This window comes from Maricaulis sp. W15, assembly GCF_001924955.1.
GTDB lineage: Bacteria > Pseudomonadota > Alphaproteobacteria > Caulobacterales > Maricaulaceae > Maricaulis > Maricaulis maris.
The window spans coordinates 235,329-252,259 of the sequence record NZ_LQXG01000001.1; the positions used below are offsets into that span (position 1 = coordinate 235,329).

Annotated in this window: 12 protein-coding genes, 1 tRNA gene, 2 pseudogenes and 1 riboswitch; of the genes and pseudogenes, 10 read left to right on the plus strand and 5 right to left on the minus strand. The window is 63.0% G+C overall.

Annotated elements, in window-relative coordinates:
* Positions 1-86: 86 nt before the first annotated feature.
* The 5 genes from AWH62_RS01145 to AWH62_RS01165 all read left to right on the plus strand — a co-directional run bounded on the left by AWH62_RS01145 (position 87) and on the right by AWH62_RS01165 (position 5,763).
* Entirely contained in the window at positions 87-971 is an 885-nt protein-coding gene (locus AWH62_RS01145; RefSeq protein ID WP_075188619.1) for a WecB/TagA/CpsF family glycosyltransferase, read from the plus strand.
* A gap of 33 nt (positions 972-1,004) precedes the next feature.
* A riboswitch (cobalamin riboswitch) is annotated at positions 1,005-1,200 on the plus strand.
* A 112-nt stretch (positions 1,201-1,312) separates the two neighbouring features.
* Positions 1,313-3,211: a TonB-dependent siderophore receptor gene (locus tag AWH62_RS01150; RefSeq protein ID WP_158025520.1), complete on the plus strand. Its 1,899-nt coding sequence runs from the start codon at positions 1,313-1,315 to the stop codon at positions 3,209-3,211.
* Entirely contained in the window at positions 3,147-4,028 is an 882-nt protein-coding gene (locus AWH62_RS01155) for an ABC transporter substrate-binding protein (protein ID WP_158025521.1), read from the plus strand. The genes AWH62_RS01150 and AWH62_RS01155 overlap by 65 nt, the downstream gene beginning before the upstream one ends.
* Positions 4,025-5,005 (plus strand): iron ABC transporter permease, encoded by a 981-nt coding sequence (locus AWH62_RS01160; protein WP_075188622.1) that lies wholly within the window; start codon positions 4,025-4,027, stop codon positions 5,003-5,005. Before AWH62_RS01155 ends, AWH62_RS01160 begins: the two co-directional genes overlap by 4 nt.
* Positions 5,002-5,763, plus strand: a complete 762-nt coding sequence (locus AWH62_RS01165; protein ID WP_075188623.1) for an ABC transporter ATP-binding protein — start codon at positions 5,002-5,004, stop codon at positions 5,761-5,763. The genes AWH62_RS01160 and AWH62_RS01165 overlap by 4 nt, the downstream gene beginning before the upstream one ends.
* 6 nt (positions 5,764-5,769) lie before the next feature.
* Here the strand turns inward: AWH62_RS01165 and AWH62_RS01170 are convergent.
* The 3 genes and pseudogenes from AWH62_RS01170 to AWH62_RS01175 form a co-directional block, all read right to left on the minus strand.
* Positions 5,770-6,544 (minus strand): annotated as a pseudogene (locus AWH62_RS01170) (Mrp/NBP35 family ATP-binding protein); the annotation flags it as partial.
* 101 nt (positions 6,545-6,645) lie between these two features.
* Positions 6,646-6,852, minus strand: a pseudogene (locus AWH62_RS17235) (iron-sulfur cluster assembly protein); the annotation flags it as partial.
* A gap of 85 nt (positions 6,853-6,937) precedes the next feature.
* Complete coding sequence (locus AWH62_RS01175; RefSeq protein WP_158025522.1) at positions 6,938-7,642, minus strand: LuxR C-terminal-related transcriptional regulator; 705 nt, start codon at positions 7,640-7,642, stop codon at positions 6,938-6,940.
* Positions 7,643-7,716: 74 nt separating this feature from the next.
* Here AWH62_RS01175 and AWH62_RS01180 point away from each other — a divergent pair, with 74 nt between their 5' ends.
* Together AWH62_RS01180 and AWH62_RS01185 are read left to right on the plus strand one after the other, a co-directional pair.
* Positions 7,717-9,087 (plus strand): HAMP domain-containing sensor histidine kinase, encoded by a 1,371-nt coding sequence (locus tag AWH62_RS01180; RefSeq protein WP_075188626.1) that lies wholly within the window; start codon positions 7,717-7,719, stop codon positions 9,085-9,087.
* Positions 9,088-9,184: 97 nt separating this feature from the next.
* Entirely contained in the window at positions 9,185-9,493 is a 309-nt protein-coding gene (locus AWH62_RS01185; protein ID WP_143742851.1) for a hypothetical protein, read from the plus strand.
* 289 nt (positions 9,494-9,782) lie between these two features.
* Here AWH62_RS01185 and AWH62_RS01190 read toward each other — a convergent pair.
* A tRNA-Val gene (locus AWH62_RS01190) sits at positions 9,783-9,857 on the minus strand.
* A 321-nt stretch (positions 9,858-10,178) separates the two neighbouring features.
* Between AWH62_RS01190 and AWH62_RS01195 the strand changes: the two genes are divergently transcribed.
* Positions 10,179-13,319, plus strand: coding sequence for a TonB-dependent receptor domain-containing protein (locus AWH62_RS01195; protein ID WP_143742852.1), 3,141 nt, complete (start codon positions 10,179-10,181; stop codon positions 13,317-13,319).
* 154 nt (positions 13,320-13,473) lie between these two features.
* Positions 13,474-15,468, plus strand: coding sequence for a S9 family peptidase (locus AWH62_RS01200; RefSeq protein ID WP_075188629.1), 1,995 nt, complete (start codon positions 13,474-13,476; stop codon positions 15,466-15,468).
* A gap of 78 nt (positions 15,469-15,546) precedes the next feature.
* Here AWH62_RS01200 and cpdR read toward each other — a convergent pair whose 3' ends face one another.
* Positions 15,547-15,912 carry a cell cycle two-component system response regulator CpdR gene (gene cpdR / locus AWH62_RS01205; protein WP_075188630.1) on the minus strand — a complete coding sequence of 122 codons (366 nt, stop codon included), beginning with the start codon at positions 15,910-15,912 and terminating at the stop codon, positions 15,547-15,549.
* A gap of 117 nt (positions 15,913-16,029) precedes the next feature.
* Here cpdR and AWH62_RS01210 point away from each other — a divergent pair, with 117 nt between their 5' ends.
* Complete coding sequence (locus AWH62_RS01210; protein WP_083634892.1) at positions 16,030-16,920, plus strand: N-formylglutamate amidohydrolase; 891 nt, start codon at positions 16,030-16,032, stop codon at positions 16,918-16,920.
* Positions 16,921-16,931 lie beyond the last annotated feature (11 nt).

Consider the following 16,931-nt stretch of genomic DNA (forward strand, 5'->3'; position numbering starts at 1 on the left):
GGCGACCGGAAAATTTCGGCGCAGGTTTTGCACGGGACGGGCGCAAGCGCGCGATTTGACGCGTATCGAGACAAGAGTGGTGCAACATGGTCATGGCAACGGGTGAGAGTTTCGTTGATCGGCGTTCCGGTTCGCGACATGTCTGGTTCCTGAACTCGGCCTTCGACAAGATCAGCATGGACGTCGCCCTGCGCCGGATCACGGAGCGCGAGGCCGCCAGCCCCTTCGCTTTCGTCGTCACACCCAATGTCGACCACCTCGTTCGGCTCGAAACGGACACGGTTCTGGCGACGCTTTACGCCCAGGCCTGGCTGACGGTCTGTGACAGCCGCGTGCTCGAACTGATCGGCAAGATCTCCGGCGAAACGATTGATGTCACGCCGGGTTCGGACCTCACCGCGCGCCTGTTCGACACGGTCATTGATCCGCACCAGCCGGTCACCATCATCGGTGGTAGCCAGGCGGTCATTGATGCCGTGACGCAACGTTATGGCCTCACCGATGTGCGCTGGCATGAGCCTCCCATGGGGCTGCGACACAACCGCGAAGCGGTTGAGGCGTGTGCCAAATTCGTCGCCGACAATCCCTCACGCTTCACCTTTTTCTGTGTCGGCTCGCCGCAACAGGAGATGATTGCTGAAGCCTGCCTGGACCATGGTGGCTGCACCGGTGTCGGCTTGTGTGTCGGCGCGTCGCTCGATTTTCTCGCCGGGGCTGCGCAGCGGGCGCCGGTCTGGATGCAGAAGTCACGACTGGAATGGTTGCACCGTCTGGTCCAGGAGCCGACCCGCATGTGGCGTCGCTACCTGGTTGAAGGGCCGAAAATCCTGCTGCTGTGGCGCCGCTGGCGCAAGACGCGGCGCTCGATGCGTGAGCTGGAAATGGCACTTGGCGCGCCGGAAAAGGTCAAGGAACGCAATCTCCATCTGCGCCTGCGCGATCTCGAGCGCCAGCTCGCAACGCGCGACTGACCCTCCTTCATTGCTTTTTGCCGCAGCGCGACATAGCGTCCGCGCCGTGATGGTTCCCTCACGGGAATAATAGGGAAGCTGGTCAGGCCGCAACGCCAAGTCCAGCGCTGTCCCCGCAGCCGTAGGCGGTGAGCGGTGAAGCACAAAGCCACTGGGGGCGACCCTGGGAAGGCGCTTCATCTGCAATGACCCGCAAGCCGGAAGACCTGCCGTCGCTGTCGTCTGTCCGCTCGTGCGGGAGCTCACGAGACCGGCGCGGTATATCCGTTTCTTGACGACTCCTTTGCAACCAGCCGGTGACCCGCGCGGGCGCCGGCACCCATGCTATGGAGACGCGGCATATGCGTATCAAAAACTGGCACCGGCTCTGCCTTGCTGCCACCTGTCTTTCCCTTCCCGGCCAGGTTCTGGCCCAGGATATCGGCGACGAGGATGTCGTCTATGTCACTGCGGCGCGTATCGCGCTGCCGGCTGACCAGGCCACGTCGAGCGTGACCCTGCTTGATGCCGCCATGCTGGAGGCTCGCGGTGCGCCGTTTGCCGCTGACGCGCTGCGGGCCGTGCCCGGCCTTGCCGTGTCACGGTCCGGCGCTCCCGGCTCGCTGACCCAGATCCGGGCGCGCGGCGCCGAGGCCAATCACGTCCTCGTGCTGATCGACGGCGTGGAAGCATCCAACCCATTCACCGGCGAAGCGGATTTCTCGCATTATGTGTTCGATGATCTGGCCTCGATTGAGGTGGCGCGCGGCGAGCAATCAGCCTTGTGGGGCGCTGACGCAATCGGCGGTGTGATCCGGCTCAACTCGGTCCGTCCCGACAGCGATTTCAATGTCGGCTTGCGCCTGGAGGCAGGAAGCTTCGACACCCGGCGGATCAGCCTGCAGGCCGGCGGCGAGTTGGGGGATCACTGGTTGACCGGCAGTTTCGGCGATTATGCCAGCGACGGCATCGATGTGTCCGGCCTTGGCGGCGAGACGGATGGCTATGACAACACCGTCCTGGCGCTGTCTGGCGGCTACCGGTTCAACGAGGCGGTTCGCCTTGAAGCCTCGCTGCGCCGCATCGAGAGCGGCAGCGATTATGACAGCGATACGGACTTCGATGGCCGGCTCGACAATGTCGATCTGCATACTGACAGCGAGACGGTGCTGGCGCGGGTCGCGGTGCTGGCTGAGCAGAGCGTCGGCAGCGTCCGCCTCTCCCATGAGGCGGCCGTGCAGCTGACCGACGACACCTCGCAATCCCTGTCGGCGGGAGTCCGGACATCGCGTTCACTTGGCCAGCGCTTGCAGGCGCATTACCAGCTCACCGGGCATTGGGAGACCGGGCCCTTCCAGCATCGCCTGACCGGTCTGATCGAGCGCGACCAAGATCGTTTGAAGGCGGATGCCGGGCCGGCGGCAGGTTCCAATCAGAGCCGCCAGCTCGAGGCCGACGCGATCGCGTTTGACTATGGTATTTCGCGCGGTGCTCTCGATCTCACCGCATCGGCCCGGCGCGATGTCCACACCCTGTTCGCGGACTCGACGACCTGGCGCGTCGGCGCCGGCTGGGCGTTCGACCGTCTTGACGGTCGTCTGCGGGCCAATTTCGGCGAGGCGGTCAAGAATCCCGGCGTCTATGAATTGTTCGGCTTCTTCCCGGATTTCTTCGTTGGCAATCCCGATCTGGAACCGGAACAGTCAAAAGGCTGGGAAATCGCTTGGGACCAGACGCTGCTGGACGGCGCCGCCAGCCTGTCCGTGAGCTATTTCCGATCCGAGCTGGAGAATGAGATCTACACGGATTTCTCGGCCTTCCCGTCAACCGCGCTCAATTCCGGCACGCAATCGGACCGCAGCGGGGTGGAGATTTCCGGCATCTGGGAAATCGACGTCGACTGGTCGCTGTTCGGCTCGCTGAGCCTGCTGGAGAGCGAGGAGAATGGTGTCGCAGAAATCCGCCGCCCCGAGCAACTCGCCTCATTGACGATATCCTGGGCGCCGGCGGACGGGCCGGTTTCGGCCTCGGCAACGTTCGACCATACCGGCGATCAGACCGATACCGATTTCGGGACGTTCCAACCGGTGGTACTCGATGCCTACACGCTGGTCGGCGGTCAGGTCAGCTGGGATGTCCGGCCCGGCATTGAGGTCTATGCGCGCGGGGAAAACCTGCTCGATGAGGAGTATCAGGATGTCTTCGGCTATCACACGCCGGGGCGCGGCCTTCATGTCGGCCTGCGTCTCAGCCACCGCTAGTCTGCTTCTGGCTCCGCAAGGCCTGGCCCAGGAGGCAGCGCCGCATGCCGGCGTCGCTTCGGCCTCCTTGTGCGCTGACGCCTATGTGCTGGCCGTGGTGCCGATGGAGTCGATCAGCGCCCTGTCCTGGCAGGTTGATCAACCCGTCTCTGTCGCGCCGTCCTGGTCTCGCGGCTTGCCCAAGGCCTGGCCGGACGCGGCGCGCTTGCTGGAGCTGGCACCGGCACTGACCGTGTTCGCAACCGGCGAGGCGGGTCGAACCGGTCGTTTGCTGGAGCGTTCCGGGCAGACGGTGTTCGAGCTGGTCTGGGCCGATGATTTTGATGCGGTCCGCGGCAATCTTCGCGCCTTGGGTGCCGCCACCGGCCAGGCCGAGGCGGCCGATGCCGTGATTGCCGATATCGACGCGCGCCTTGCCGAAATGGTGCGTCGAGCCGAGGCCCGAGCCCGAACGCCGCGGATTGCCTATCTCAGTGTGTCGGGCGGCTCTGCGGGTGCGGGAACCTATATCGACACGGCCATCGTCGCGGCCGGCGGGATCAATGTCGTGGCGGAAAACGGCGCGGTGGGCTGGACCCGGTCAGATCCGGAATTTGCCCTCACGCTCGAGGCCGACATCGTGCTCACCAGCTTCTTCATCGACGGCTATGCCAGCACGTTCAACCGGGCCCGCCGCCATGCCGCCTATCGCCGCTTGCTCGACCATCCCGAGCGTGCGGAAATCCCCGCCGGCCTGTGGCCCTGTGCGGGGCCGCGCCTGGTCGATGCTGCGGAACTGATCGCGGATGCGATTGATGCCTGGGAGGACGGCGCGTGACCCATCTGCGTCTCAATGGGCTTCTGCTTGTTGCACTGGTGTTGGTGTCGCTGGTCGCGATCTTCGCCGGCAGTGGCGGTGCCGCACCGGCGGCCCTGTTCGACACTGGCGGGGCGCTTGACGCCCTCGTTCTGCGCGAATTGCGGCTGCCGCGGGTTTTGCTGGGCGTTTTGATTGGTGCCGGACTGGGTGCGGCGGGGGCCGTGCTGCAGGGGTTTTTCCGAAACCCCCTGGCCGATCCCGGTGTGATCGGTGTTTCGGCCAGTGCCGGACTTGGGGCGGTGATCTGTCTCTATTTCGGCTTGTCGGCGAGCTTCGCCCTGGCCCTGCCCTTGGCAGGTGTTTCCGGTGCCGCCCTGGGCGTGGCGTCCTTGTTCCTGATCGCCGGGCGCGGTGCGACCGCGACCACGTTGATACTGGCCGGTGTCGCCGTGAATGCGACCGCCGGTGCCGTCACCGCCCTGTTGATGAATCTGGCGCCCAATCCCTGGGCGCTGGCGGAAATCGCCTATTGGCTGATGGGGTCCCTGAGTGATGCCAGCTGGACCGAAGTGGGTTTCGCGGCGCCGGTCATCCTGGCCGGGCTCATGGTCCTGGCGCCGCTCGCCCGCGGGCTGGACGCGCTGGGGCTGGGCGAGGAAACGGCGCGATCATTGGGGATCGGGCTGGGGCGATTGCGACTGGCGGTGATCTTCGGCACGGCCTTGGCGGTCGGTGGCGGTGTGGCCGTGGCCGGTGCCATCGGCTTTGTCGGTCTCGTCGTGCCGCACATCCTGCGACCGCTCGTCGAACACCGGCCCGGCGCCCTCATCCTGCCATCGGCGTTGGGCGGCGCCGTGTTGATCGTGCTCGCCGATCTGGTCACGCGCCTGCTGTCCGGACCGGGCATCCCGCTTTATCTTGGCGTGTTGACGGCGTTGATCGGCGCGCCCTTCTTCCTGTGGCTGGTTCGGCATTCCCAGAGGCGCGCGCCATGACCCGGATTGTGTTCGACGCTGTCACCTATCGCCCCGGCGTCGCAGACCTGTTTGCCGGCCTGTCCTTTGATGTCTCCGGCCCGGGATTGGTGGCGCTGGTCGGACCGAACGGGGCCGGCAAGTCCAGCCTTTTGCGACTGGCAGCGGGCCTGGCTGCGCCGGCTGCCGGCCATGTTCGCCTCGACGGTCGCGACCTCGCCGCGCTCAACGAGGCAGAGCGGGCGCGGGCGATCGCCTATCTGCCACCGGATGGCCGCGCCGCTTGGCCGATCACCGCGCGCCGCCTCGTCGCGCTGGGTCGTATTCCACACCTCAAACCCCTGCGCCGTCTGACCGCGGACGACGAGGCCGCCATCGAGCACGCCCTGCAGCGGACGGCAACGGCGCATCTCGCCGAGCGTGGCTTTGATACGCTGTCATCAGGCGAGCAGGCCCGGGTGCTGTTGGCGCGGACACTGGCGGTCGGGGCCTCCGTCATTCTGCTGGACGAGCCAACGGCGGCGCTTGATGTGCGTCACCAGCTCGGTGTGCTGGAAATCCTGGCCGCCGAGGCCCGGCGTGGCGCGTTGGTCATTGTGTCGCTGCACGCGCTCGACCTTGCGGCCCGGCATGCAGATCGCGTCATTGTGCTCGATCGCGGTCAGCCCGTTGCAGATGGACCACCGGCACAGGCGCTGACGACCACAGTCCTGGCGGATGTTTTCGGCGTCGAAGCGCCGGACGGGCTGACGTCCGGAGGGCTTCGCCTGTCCCGCTGAACCCGTTTAGCTGAGGACGATTTCCGGCGCCGGCTTGTTGGCCTGTTCGGCGGCTTCGAGCGCGGCCAGGGCCGTCTTGCGGAAAGCCTTGCCGACGGGGCCGTCGTCAAGGGCTGCAGGTTCGCCGGCATCGGACCGGGCGCGCAGATCCGGGTGCAGCGGGATATCGCCGAGATAGGCCAGGCCCATGCGCTCGGCTTCGGAGCGGACACCGCCCTCGCCGAAGATATGGCTGCTTTCACCGCAATGCGGGCACAGGAAGACGCTCATGTTTTCGACCATGCCGAGCAGGGGGACATGGGTCTGCTCAAACAGGCTCATTGCCTTGCGGGCATCATCCAGGGCCAGATCCTGCGGGGTCGAGACGATGACCGCGCCATCAACCGGGAGGTCCTGGGCGATGGCCAGCTGGGCGTCGCCGGTGCCCGGTGGCATGTCGATGATCAACACGTCGGGCTGGCCCCAATCCGTGTCCATCATGAATTGCCGGATCGCGCCCTGCACCATCGGGCCGCGCCAGACCACGGCGGCGCCCGGTTTTACCACGAAGCCCATCGAGACGATTTTCACACCATGCGCTTCGACCGGCTGGACACCGGCATCGGTCTTGCGCAGGCCGGCGACATCCGTGAGACCGAACAGGCGCGGTGCTGACGGGCCGTAGATATCGGCGTCGAGCAGGCCGACCTTGAGCCCGGTCCGGGCCAGGGCCACGGCGAGATTGGCGGCGATGGTTGATTTGCCGACACCGCCCTTGCCGGAGGCGACGGCGATGATGCGTTTGGCGGGCTTGGCGCCTGCCGGCTTGCCGGTGCGCTGTGGCGCCGGGCGGGCAGGGGCGGGCTTTTTGTCGCTGTGGGCGGTCATGATGACTTGGACGCGTTCGATCCCGTCGAGCTTGCCCAGGGCTTGTTCGATCTCTGGTTTCAGCCGGTCCATATCCGCCTTGCCGGCGACAGGTGCGCGCAGGATGATGGTGGCCGTATCGCCGCGTATGGCCGCGGACTCGATCCGGTCGGCATCGACCAAAGGACGGCCGGACTGGGTCTCGATAACAGTGTTGAGCGCGGCTTTCAGGCGGGTATCCATGTCGGGCCTCCGGTTGCCCGGCTGAGATAGGCCTTCCGGCACGCCGGTTAAAGCGGCAGCCGCAGGCGCGGCCGGCCGGGTGGTGTCAGGACAGTCCGATCTGCAGCGCAATCCGCACAAGCCGGGCGCTCGAGCGGACGGCCAGCTTGTCCATGATGTTCTCGCGATGCTTGCGGACCGTGGCCCGGGCAATGCCGAGGCGTGCCGCGATTTCCGTCAGACCGGCACCGCGGCCGATTTGTCGCAGGACGTCGCGCTCGCGCCGGGTCAGCTGGCCGATCCGACCGAGACCGGGCGGGGTGAGGTCCGGGTCGATGTCCGGGCTTTCGGGACCGGTCGCTGTGCCAGCGGTCGGGTTCGCATCAAGGACGTCGCGCACAACCGAGATCAATTGCTCGACCGGATCCTGCTTGTGATAAAAATGGCCTGTATGGTTCTGCAGGCGTTGGCGTTCGTCCGCATCGAGCGGTGAGCCGGTCATCAGGATGCAGGGCAGGGACGGGGTGGCGGATCGCAGCGTGGCGACGGCGTCCAGTCCGGATTCGCCCGCCAGTCCGACATCGATGATGGCAAAGCTCAGCGCGTCAAACGCCTGGTCGTCGGCCAGTCCGGCGAGGCTTGATCGTGACAGGACGTGGTCGACCAGCCCTTGATCCCGCAGAAGCCCGGCCATCCCGTCGATCACGATCTGGTGGTCGTCGAGGATCAGCGCGGTGATGCCGGTCTCTGACAGCACGGTGCGGCCCTGCATCGCAGGGGTCTTGTCGGACGGGGATTGTGCTGGCGTCATGACTTCCATCACGGGAACAAAGCAATACTGTGTCGACCCGAACAGTACCCGTACAGATTGCCAGGGGGAAGTAAATGGGTCTGATCGAGTATCCGAAGATCGACGGTTTGACTGGCGCTTTTGCTGATGACGACCTTGAAGCCGCCTATCGGCGCTCGGTCAGGGCCCAGGCTTTGCAGCTGGCGGCTTTCATCGTGGTGTCGAGCGGGTTGATCTGGCTGGTGTCGATCTCGCACGAGATGGGACGCATCGCCGAGCATCCGGGCATGAGCCTGTTGATCGCGCTGCGTATTCTTCTGGTCGTCAGCAGCGTCGTGGCGGCAGCCTACTGGCTGTGGCGGGTTCCGCGTCGCCCGCACGCTACCGAGGGGCATGTCCTGACGGCTTGGCTCATCCTCTACCTGGTTGAGATCGCCGTGGTCTCGACGGTCTATCTCAGTCTGGAAACCACACCGCAGGGCCTCGCCGACCGTTTTCTGGCGACATCTTTCTGGGTCACGCTGACTTTTGGCCTGGTCGGTATCGTGACCTTCCACAACGCGCTGCGGGCCCGTCTGTTCGGCGCCGTTTGTGTGGTCTGGTATTTTTTGCTCCTTGCCGTGTTCCGGCCGGACGATCCGCGCCCCTATCTGATCGGCGGCACCAGCATGCTGGTGACCCTGCTCATCCTGCATTTCAGCCTGCATCTGCTCGGCGGTGCCGGTCGCCGGAATTTCCACCTCACCCGGGTCTATGCCGATGCGCGCGAGAAGGCCGAAGAAGTCAATTCGGTCCTCTCCCTCCTGCTCACCACGACCGGCCATGATGCGCGCCAGCCCCTGTTCGCCCTCGATGCCAATGCGCTCGCCCTGGACGGGGCGATCGGGCGCGCCGACCTGCCGGCCGCCCGCGACCTTGCGGCCCGCCAGCGGGATCTGACACGCCATGTATCGCATATCCTGACCTCGGTACTGGAGTTGTCGCGGGCCGAACGAAACCTGCCCGGCTGGCGGACGCGTGACGAGGTGGCACTCGCCGCCCTGCTCGATGGCATCCGGGATCGCGTTGCGGCGATGATTCCCTCCGGCGATATCGCTTTGACGACCCGGGTCAGCCCGTGCACGGCGAGCACGAGTGCGGCGATGATCGAGCGCATCCTCGTGAACCTTCTCGTCAACGCCATCAATCATGCCGGCGCCACACGTGTCCAACTGATCGCCCGGCCGCGACGGGGCCGGGTCGTGATCCTGGTCATCGACAATGGGCGCGGCCTGTCCGATGTCGCGCTTGACCTCGACAGCGCCGGTTTCTTCGCAAACCGATTGACGCCGGCCGCCCATAATTCCGGCCATGGCCTCGACCTCGTATTCCGCATGGCGCAACTGGTCGATGCGCCGCTGCGTATCCGGTCGCGGCCGGGGCGCGGCGTCATCGCAAGGCTGGTGCTGCCGATCGCGGCGGGATGAGTTGAACGCGTCGAAAATACGACGATCGCCGTATTCCGCGCATTGCCCCGACATGGTGAATCTCCGGCCAAGCCAAGCGCGAGACCGGGGGGCGGGGATGAGATGGTTGCAGTGGATATCAAACCGGTTGGCGCGACAGCGCCGGGCGGGCGACCTGGCCCTTTACCCTGACGGATTGCGGATCGTCGATAATGGTCGGGCGGTTGCCGCGTTCGGCGACAAATGGGCCGATGTCAGGTCCACGCTTGCCACCAATGGCACCAGCATACCGCCACCCCCTTTCCCGATCGGCCATCCCCGACGGGAGATTGAACGGCTCGGGCAATTGCTCGGTGAGACGCGCCTGAGCGCCAGCGGCCGGATGGTTCAAACCGGTCTGCCGGACCGCGTCGACGTCGAGGGCTAGTCCGACAGGTTTGGCGCGTGGGTCCTCACCCAATTCCCGCGTGTCATTCTCCACCGGTACTCGGTCGAGAGTCCTGGTGAGGAGCGGCCGGCGCCGGATGGCGTCGGCCGTCTCTGCCCGTCGGGGAAGGCTCCGACCGATCCGGATCAGTTCTTCGGCATTGCCTGGCCGGCGGCGGAATGTGGGCCTTTGCAGCCGTGACGAGATTGCCGACACGCCTGTCCGGCGGGCTCGACCGGTGTGTCTTGCCTCTGCACTCTCACGGTGTCCGGAATGCCTGAGACTTGGATGGTGGGCGATACTGGGATTGAACCAGTGACCCCTTCGATGTCAACGAAGTGCTCTCCCGCTGAGCTAATCGCCCATCCGTCTCAAGAGAGCCGGGGTTCTAACCTCAGCTTCCGCGGAGTGCAAGCCGTCTGTCGCACCCGGTTGCACACGGGTCGCAGGCGACGGTGTCTGAAGCGTGACGGTGCGGGTCAGGCTTTCTGTCCACGGCATGTCCGGCACCTGAATGGGCTATGACTTTTTTGCAACAATTGAGACGGAAATGCGGCGGCGCGGTGAGTCTTGCTTTCATCGTCCATCGGCCTTCGACATAGTCCCGGCAGGTAGGGTTTAACCCAACCATCCCGAGTTCTGCGCCAAAGTGGATCCGGGTGACACGTAACAAAGGGGTACAATCGTGAGCAATATTTGGGATCGGGAGCGTCTTCTGCGCTCCACCATGCTTGCTGGTTTTGCTGTCGCAGGTCTGGCGATGTCGCCGGCCTACGCACAGGAAGTCCAGCAGGTTCCTGACGCAGTTGAGGAAGAAGAAGAAGACAGCGCGGACGACCGCATTGTCGTCACCGGTTCGCGTATTGCGCGTAACACTTTCTCCAGCCCGTCGCCGCTGCAGGTCATCAATGCCGACACCGCGCGCGACGCGGGTCTGATCGATGCTGCTTCTATCGTCCAGCGCACCTCGGTGGCTGCTGGTACGCAGTTCGACAACACCTTCACCGGCCAGGTCACGGACTCCGGTCCGGGGGCATCGACGGTCAGCCTTCGTGGTCTTGACGCCGAGCGTACGCTTATCCTGTTCAACGGTCGTCGTGTTGGTCCGGCCGGTGTGCGTGGCGCGCCGACCCGTCCCGACCTGAACCTCATTCCGTCGGGCATTGTCGAGCGTTATGACATCCTGACCGATGGCGCTTCCTCGGTTTATGGTTCGGACGCCGTTGCCGGCGTGATCAACGTGATCACCCGCACCGAGTTTGACGGCATCGAAATCGACACCTTCTTCTCGCATCCGGAAGACGGTGGCGGTGAAGAGCGCCAGATCTCGATCGTGACCGGTGTCAGCAATTCCAGCGGCTATATCGGCTTCGGTTTCGAATACTACAATCGCGACAATGTGCGTCGCGGCGAGCGCAAGTTCACCGCCCTCTGCACGCGTGACGTCGAAGTCAATCCTGACACGGGCACGATCCGCGAAATCTGCGAAAACAATGCCTTCGGCAACATGTTCCTGGACCCCTATCAGGTGTTCTTCGGTACGGTTGATGATCCGGGTCTTGGCGCCGACTTCGGTATTCTGGCCTTTGATTTCGACAATGGCTCCGGCTTCCAGGTCTATCCGACCAACTCGCAGCCGGGTGGCCCGGGCGATGACCTCGGTTCGCGTTGGTTGTATGACCCGCGTTACAACAACAATGCAGGCCAGGGCGCCTTCGACCTTGCCCAGGGCACGCAGCGCTATTCATTCTTCACGAATGGCGAATACTCGCTGGACATGCTCGGCGATGCGGACTTCTACTTTGAAGCCCTGCATTCCGGTCGTACCCAGGAAATCTATGCCGGCCGTAACCAGATCTTCCCGGCCGTCCAGTGTGACAACCCGTTCCTTCAGTCGGATCCGGTGCTTGCAAACGCTGGTTCCTGCCGTGAACCGTTCCGCAGCATTCTTGAAGGTGCCGGTCTCGGTGGTCTCGTCTGGACGCCGATCATCGACAACACGCTCGGCCCGATCAATGTCGACGTGACCGCAACGCGCGGCCTCGGCGGCCTGCGTGGCAACCTGGACTTCATCCAGGGCGATCTGGGCGGTGAAAGCTTCGGCATCGGTCTGAACAACTGGACCTATGACGTTTTCGCTTCCTATGACCGCAATGTCGGTATCGACACCCAGGAAACGTTGAACGAAGAGCGCGTCGCTGCCGCACTGAACAATGTGACGGACAATGGCGATGGCACGTTCAGCTGTGAATCGGTCCCGTCGGACCTGTTCGGCTTCATTACCGCTGAAGAATGTGTCCCGCTCGACATCACCGATCCGGACATCTACATCAACGGTCAGCTGCCGGAAGACTTCCTGGCATATGCCGGTGGCCTCGCTTCGACGCGGACGACCATCCAGCAGTCGATGTTCCAAGCTGCCTTCTCTGGCGACCTGGCCTATCTGCCGGCTGGTACCGTGCCGGTGGTGTTCGGTTTCGAATACCGCAAGGACGAAATCTACACCGAGAACAGCTATCTGATCACCTCTGCTTCCGGCACGGGTCGTTCGGAAAGCAACACGGTCGGCAACACCACCACCCGGGAATTCTTCGTTGAGACGGAAATCCCGATCCTGGCTGGCATGCCGCTCGCTGAAGAACTGTCTGTGACGGCTGCTGCCCGCTATACCGACGAAGAGAACTACGGTTCGCTTTGGACGTATCGTGGTCAGGCCCTGTATCGTCCGGTTGACTGGGTGACGCTGCGTACCACGGTTGGCACCACCTTCCGGGCGCCGAACCTGCGCGAGCAGTTCCTCGGTGGCCAGACATCGTTCGCCAGCGCGTTCTCCGATCCTTGCGTCGCGTCGACCTACGACAATTACACCGATGCCGATGATCAAGCCCGTATCCGTAACAACTGCCTGCTGCAGGGTGCGGATGTGGACTCGCTCGGCCTTGGCGGCGCGACCTCGATCGCCGTTGTCTCGGGTGGTTTTGAAGAGCTGAATGCTGAAACGTCTGACTCGCTGTCAGCCGGCTTCATCATTGAGCAGCCTTGGTTCGACTCGTTCGACCTCCGTCTTGCGGTCAACTACTTCAAAATCGAAATCCAGGACTCCATTGAGGAGCCGACTGTCGGTCTCATCCTCAATTCCTGTATCGTCGAGTCGACCAACCTGAATTCGCCGTTCTGCGAACTCATCGATCGTTCGACCTCGACCGATCCGTCCCGTAACTTCATCAGCCAGATCAATTCCGGCTTCGTGAATGTGGGCCGGATTGAAACCGATGGTGTTGACCTGAATGTCGGCTTCAATACCGACTTCACGCTCTTCGGTTCGCAGGCTGACCTGTCGGTCAACAGCGTTGCCACCTATATCGCGTCCAACCGTCGCGATATCTTTGCTGACCAGGATACGGCTCCGATCGAATCCTTCCGCGGCAATTACGGCTATCCGCTGTGGCAGGGTAATATGAGCGCCAACCTTGATTGGCGTGATTTCGGCCTGAACTGGTCGGCCCGCTACATCGGTGAATGGCAAGAAGATGATATCGACGCGGTTCGCGTTGGTCAGTTCATCGACGAAGCCAGCGGTGTTGTCTTCTTCGAGGAAGGCTTCCGTGATGTCGAGGAAGCTGATGCCAAGATCTTCCACGACGTGTCTGTCTCCTGGGAGCAGGACACGTGGGAAATCACCGGTGGTATCCGGAACGTCTTCTCTGAATCCCCGCCGATCATTGACAGCAATGAAGGTGTTCCGAACTCCGCCAACGCGGTGATCGGTATGGGTTACGACGTTTACGGCCGTACCTTCTTCGCTGGCATTTCCAAGCGCTTCTAAGCACTTGAATGATCACCTGCGGCTTGCCGCAGGTGATCCCGGCTTTAGTGGACGGCGCCGTGGGTAACCACGGCGCCGTTTGCGCTCAGGCTGGTGGCGTCACGCGACCGTGGGTCACCTTCACAATCACCGCATAGCCATACGGGGAGTAACTATGCGTTACGTAATCACGGTTTTCCTGGCCGGCCTGACCGCCGCGCTGGCCAGCTTCGGGGCCACGGTGCAAGCCCAGGACCCGCTTCCGCTTGAAGCTTTTGCAACCCGACCGGTCATGAGCAATGTCGCGCTCTCGCCCGATGGTCGCTATCTCGCCTATCGCGTGGCCCAGAATCGGACCGGCGACTACTACATCGAAATTCGCGAGACCGACAATCTCGGAGCCGATCCGGTTCGCCTCGGATCCGAGCGCATGGATATCACCGGCTTTTCCTGGGTCAGCAACGAGCACTTGCGGGTCAGTTTCCTCCAGCAAGTGCGGAACCGCATCGAAGGTCAGAATGCCGGCGTTTTCCAATCCAAGCAGGCGATTGTTCGCGCTGACGGCCGCGGTCGCTTCCGTGAATTGTTTGATGACGTGCAGCTCTACAGCTCGCTTCCGGATCGCCCGAACGAAATCCTCATCTACAGCGCGGATGTCAATTATGAGGACATGAACAGCGACGACATCCGCAATAGCGGTCGCTCGATGTCCGCAATTGTTCCGGACTTCAAAATCCTGAATGTGGACACCATGCGGACGCAGACCTATTTGCGCGGCGTCTCGATGTTGGGTGGTTATCGGCTCGACAATGACGGCAATGTCCGGATCGCCCAGTCCTTCGATCCTGCCAACCGTCAGTCGGTGTATTGGCACCGCGCGCCAGGCGAAGACAGTGAATGGGTGGAGTTCTTCAGAACGGACACCGAGGATCGCAACTCGTCCTTCTCGATCATCGACTTCGATCCGTCCAATCCGAACATGCTGTTCGTATCGGCCAATCGTGGTCAGGACACGGCGAGCATCTACGAGTTCAACATCCTGACGGCAAGTTTTGGCGAGCGCGTGTTTGGCTATGACATGTTGGACAACGTGCCACATCAGGATATCGACAGCGGCTGGTTCAGCACCGATCCGGACACGCTTGGCGATCTGATCGGTTTTGTCTTCTATGATGCCGATGGTGAGCGCCAGGTGGCGTTCATCAATCCTGAGGAGCAGGCGCTGTATCAGCAGTTGCAGGCGACCTTCCCGGGCAAGGAAGTGACCATCTCCAGCCGGTCGCGCGGAAGCGAGATGATGGTGATCCACACCGTCAGCGGCGACGATCCCGGCACGTATTACCTGCTTGCCGATGGTCAGCTCCAGGTCATCGGGAACCAACGCCCGACCCTTCCTGCGGATGCCTTGGCCCATGTTGAGTACATCGAGTACACCGCGCGTGATGGTCGCCGGATTCCCGGTTATCTGACCGTTCCGCAGGGTGAAGGTCCCTTCCCCCTGATCGTGCTGCCGCATGGCGGTCCGTGGGTCAATTTCCGCACAACGGGCTTTGACGAGTGGGGCCAGGTTCTGGCGAACAATGGTTACATGGTCCTCGAGCCGCTGTTCCGCGGGACGACAGGCCACGGCAATGATCACTGGTTGTCGGCTTTCGGCGAATGGGGGGGCGCGATGTCGGATGACATGGATGATGGCGCGCTGTACCTCGTCGACCAGGGCTTGGTCGATCCGGACCGGATCGCGATGTTCGGCTGGAGCTTTGGCGGCTATTCAGCCTTTGCCGCATCCATTCGGACGCCGCAGATCTATCAGTGCACGATTGCCGGCGCGGGCGTGGGTGATCCGGTGGAATTCCGGGCGTTCTTCACCCGGAACCGTTTCGGCCGTTCGATTCTGGAAGAGGGATATGCCGGCATGAACACGATTGACCGGGCTGCGGACGTCAACGTTCCGATCCTCGTCATCCATGGCGCGCTCGATCAACGGGTTCGGCTCTATCATTCCGAACAATTCGTCGATCAGCTGGAACGGTTCGGCAAACCGCACCGCTTTGTTGTGTTGGAGGGGGCAGACCACTTCGACAACACGCTGACATTCGACCACCGCATGACGCTGTACAGCGAGATGCTGGGTTTCCTGGAGAATGATTGCGGTCCGGGCGGTCTCTGACCGGACACCCCTGACGGCCATGTGAAAGGCCCGCCGGCAATCGCCGGCGGGCCTTTTCTTTTCAAGTATCGTGGCCGCTCAGGCCGCCATGACGCGGGCCACTTCGTCGACCAGTTCCCGCAGGTGGAACGGTTTGGACAGGACTTTGGCATTCGTCGGGGCGCCGGACCCCGGGTTCAGCGCCACGGCCGCGAAGCCGGTGATGAACATGATCTTGAGGGCCGGATCGATCTCGGCCGCGCGTCGCGCCAGCTCGATACCATCCACACCCGGCATGACGATATCCGTCAGCAACAGGTCGAACTGGGCCGGCTGCTCGCCGATCGCATCCAGCCCCTCTTCGCCGTCCGAGCAGACCAATACCTCATGCCCGGCCCGTTTGAGCGCCTTGGCGAGGAAGTCGCGCATCGAATCGTCGTCTTCCGCGAGAAGTATCTTAGCCATGTGTGTTCCCACCCTTGCGAAATCTCAAAGTGAACGCACCCTACAGCCATCTGGTAAAAACGGGCTGAACGCGCTGCGGCGCTTGACCCGCGAGATGCAGCTGACCAATCTTCGTCAATGGCAACCACGATTCCCACTCCGCACGCCACGGACGAAACACTTCGACCGAAGCGTGACGGGAAGGTTGTGCGGATCGAGCGCCCGTCTTTCGACCTGGCTCGACCGGTCATACTCGCTTCGCCGCATTCCGGACGCGAGTATGACGCCGATCTGAGGGCTTCCACAAGACTTTCCGTGGATCATCTGCGTCGGTCCGAAGATGCCTACGTCGACCAACTTGTTGATTTTTCCCCGGAATATGGTGCGTCACTGATCTGTGCCGAATTTCCGCGCGTTTTCGTCGATGTCAATCGTGCGGTCGGGGAAATAGATCCCGGCATGTTTTCAGACCGGGTCCCGGCGGATGATGTGCAGCCATCCCGGCGCGCCGCATCAGGGCTGGGCGTGATCCCGCGTATCGGTGCCGACGGGCGCACCCTTTATCGCCGCCGCCTGCGATTTGCCGAGGCCCAGGCCCGGCTGGCCCGCTTCTACCACCCTTATCACCAAGCCTTGCAGAACGAGATTGCCGCGCTTCGGAGCCGTTTTGGCTGTGTCGTGCTCGCCGACATGCATTCCATGCCGGCGCTCAGCGCACACGGCGCCGATATCGTGCTCGGAGACCGGTTCGGGACGTCGTGCAGTGATGTCGTGATTGACCGGGTCGAGGCGCTTTTCCGCGACTTGGGATTCGTTACAGTTCGGAACAATCCCTATGCTGGCGGCTATGTCACCGAGCATTATGGCCGTCCCATGGAAGCGGTGAATGTGATCCAGATCGAGATCAATCGCCGCCTCTACATGGATGAAAACCGGGTCACCCTGACCGCGTGTCACGCCGAATTGATCAACAAAATGCGCTGCTTTGTCAGGGGGTTGACGGCAACCGACTGGTCGATGCTCCGCTAGCCATAATCATG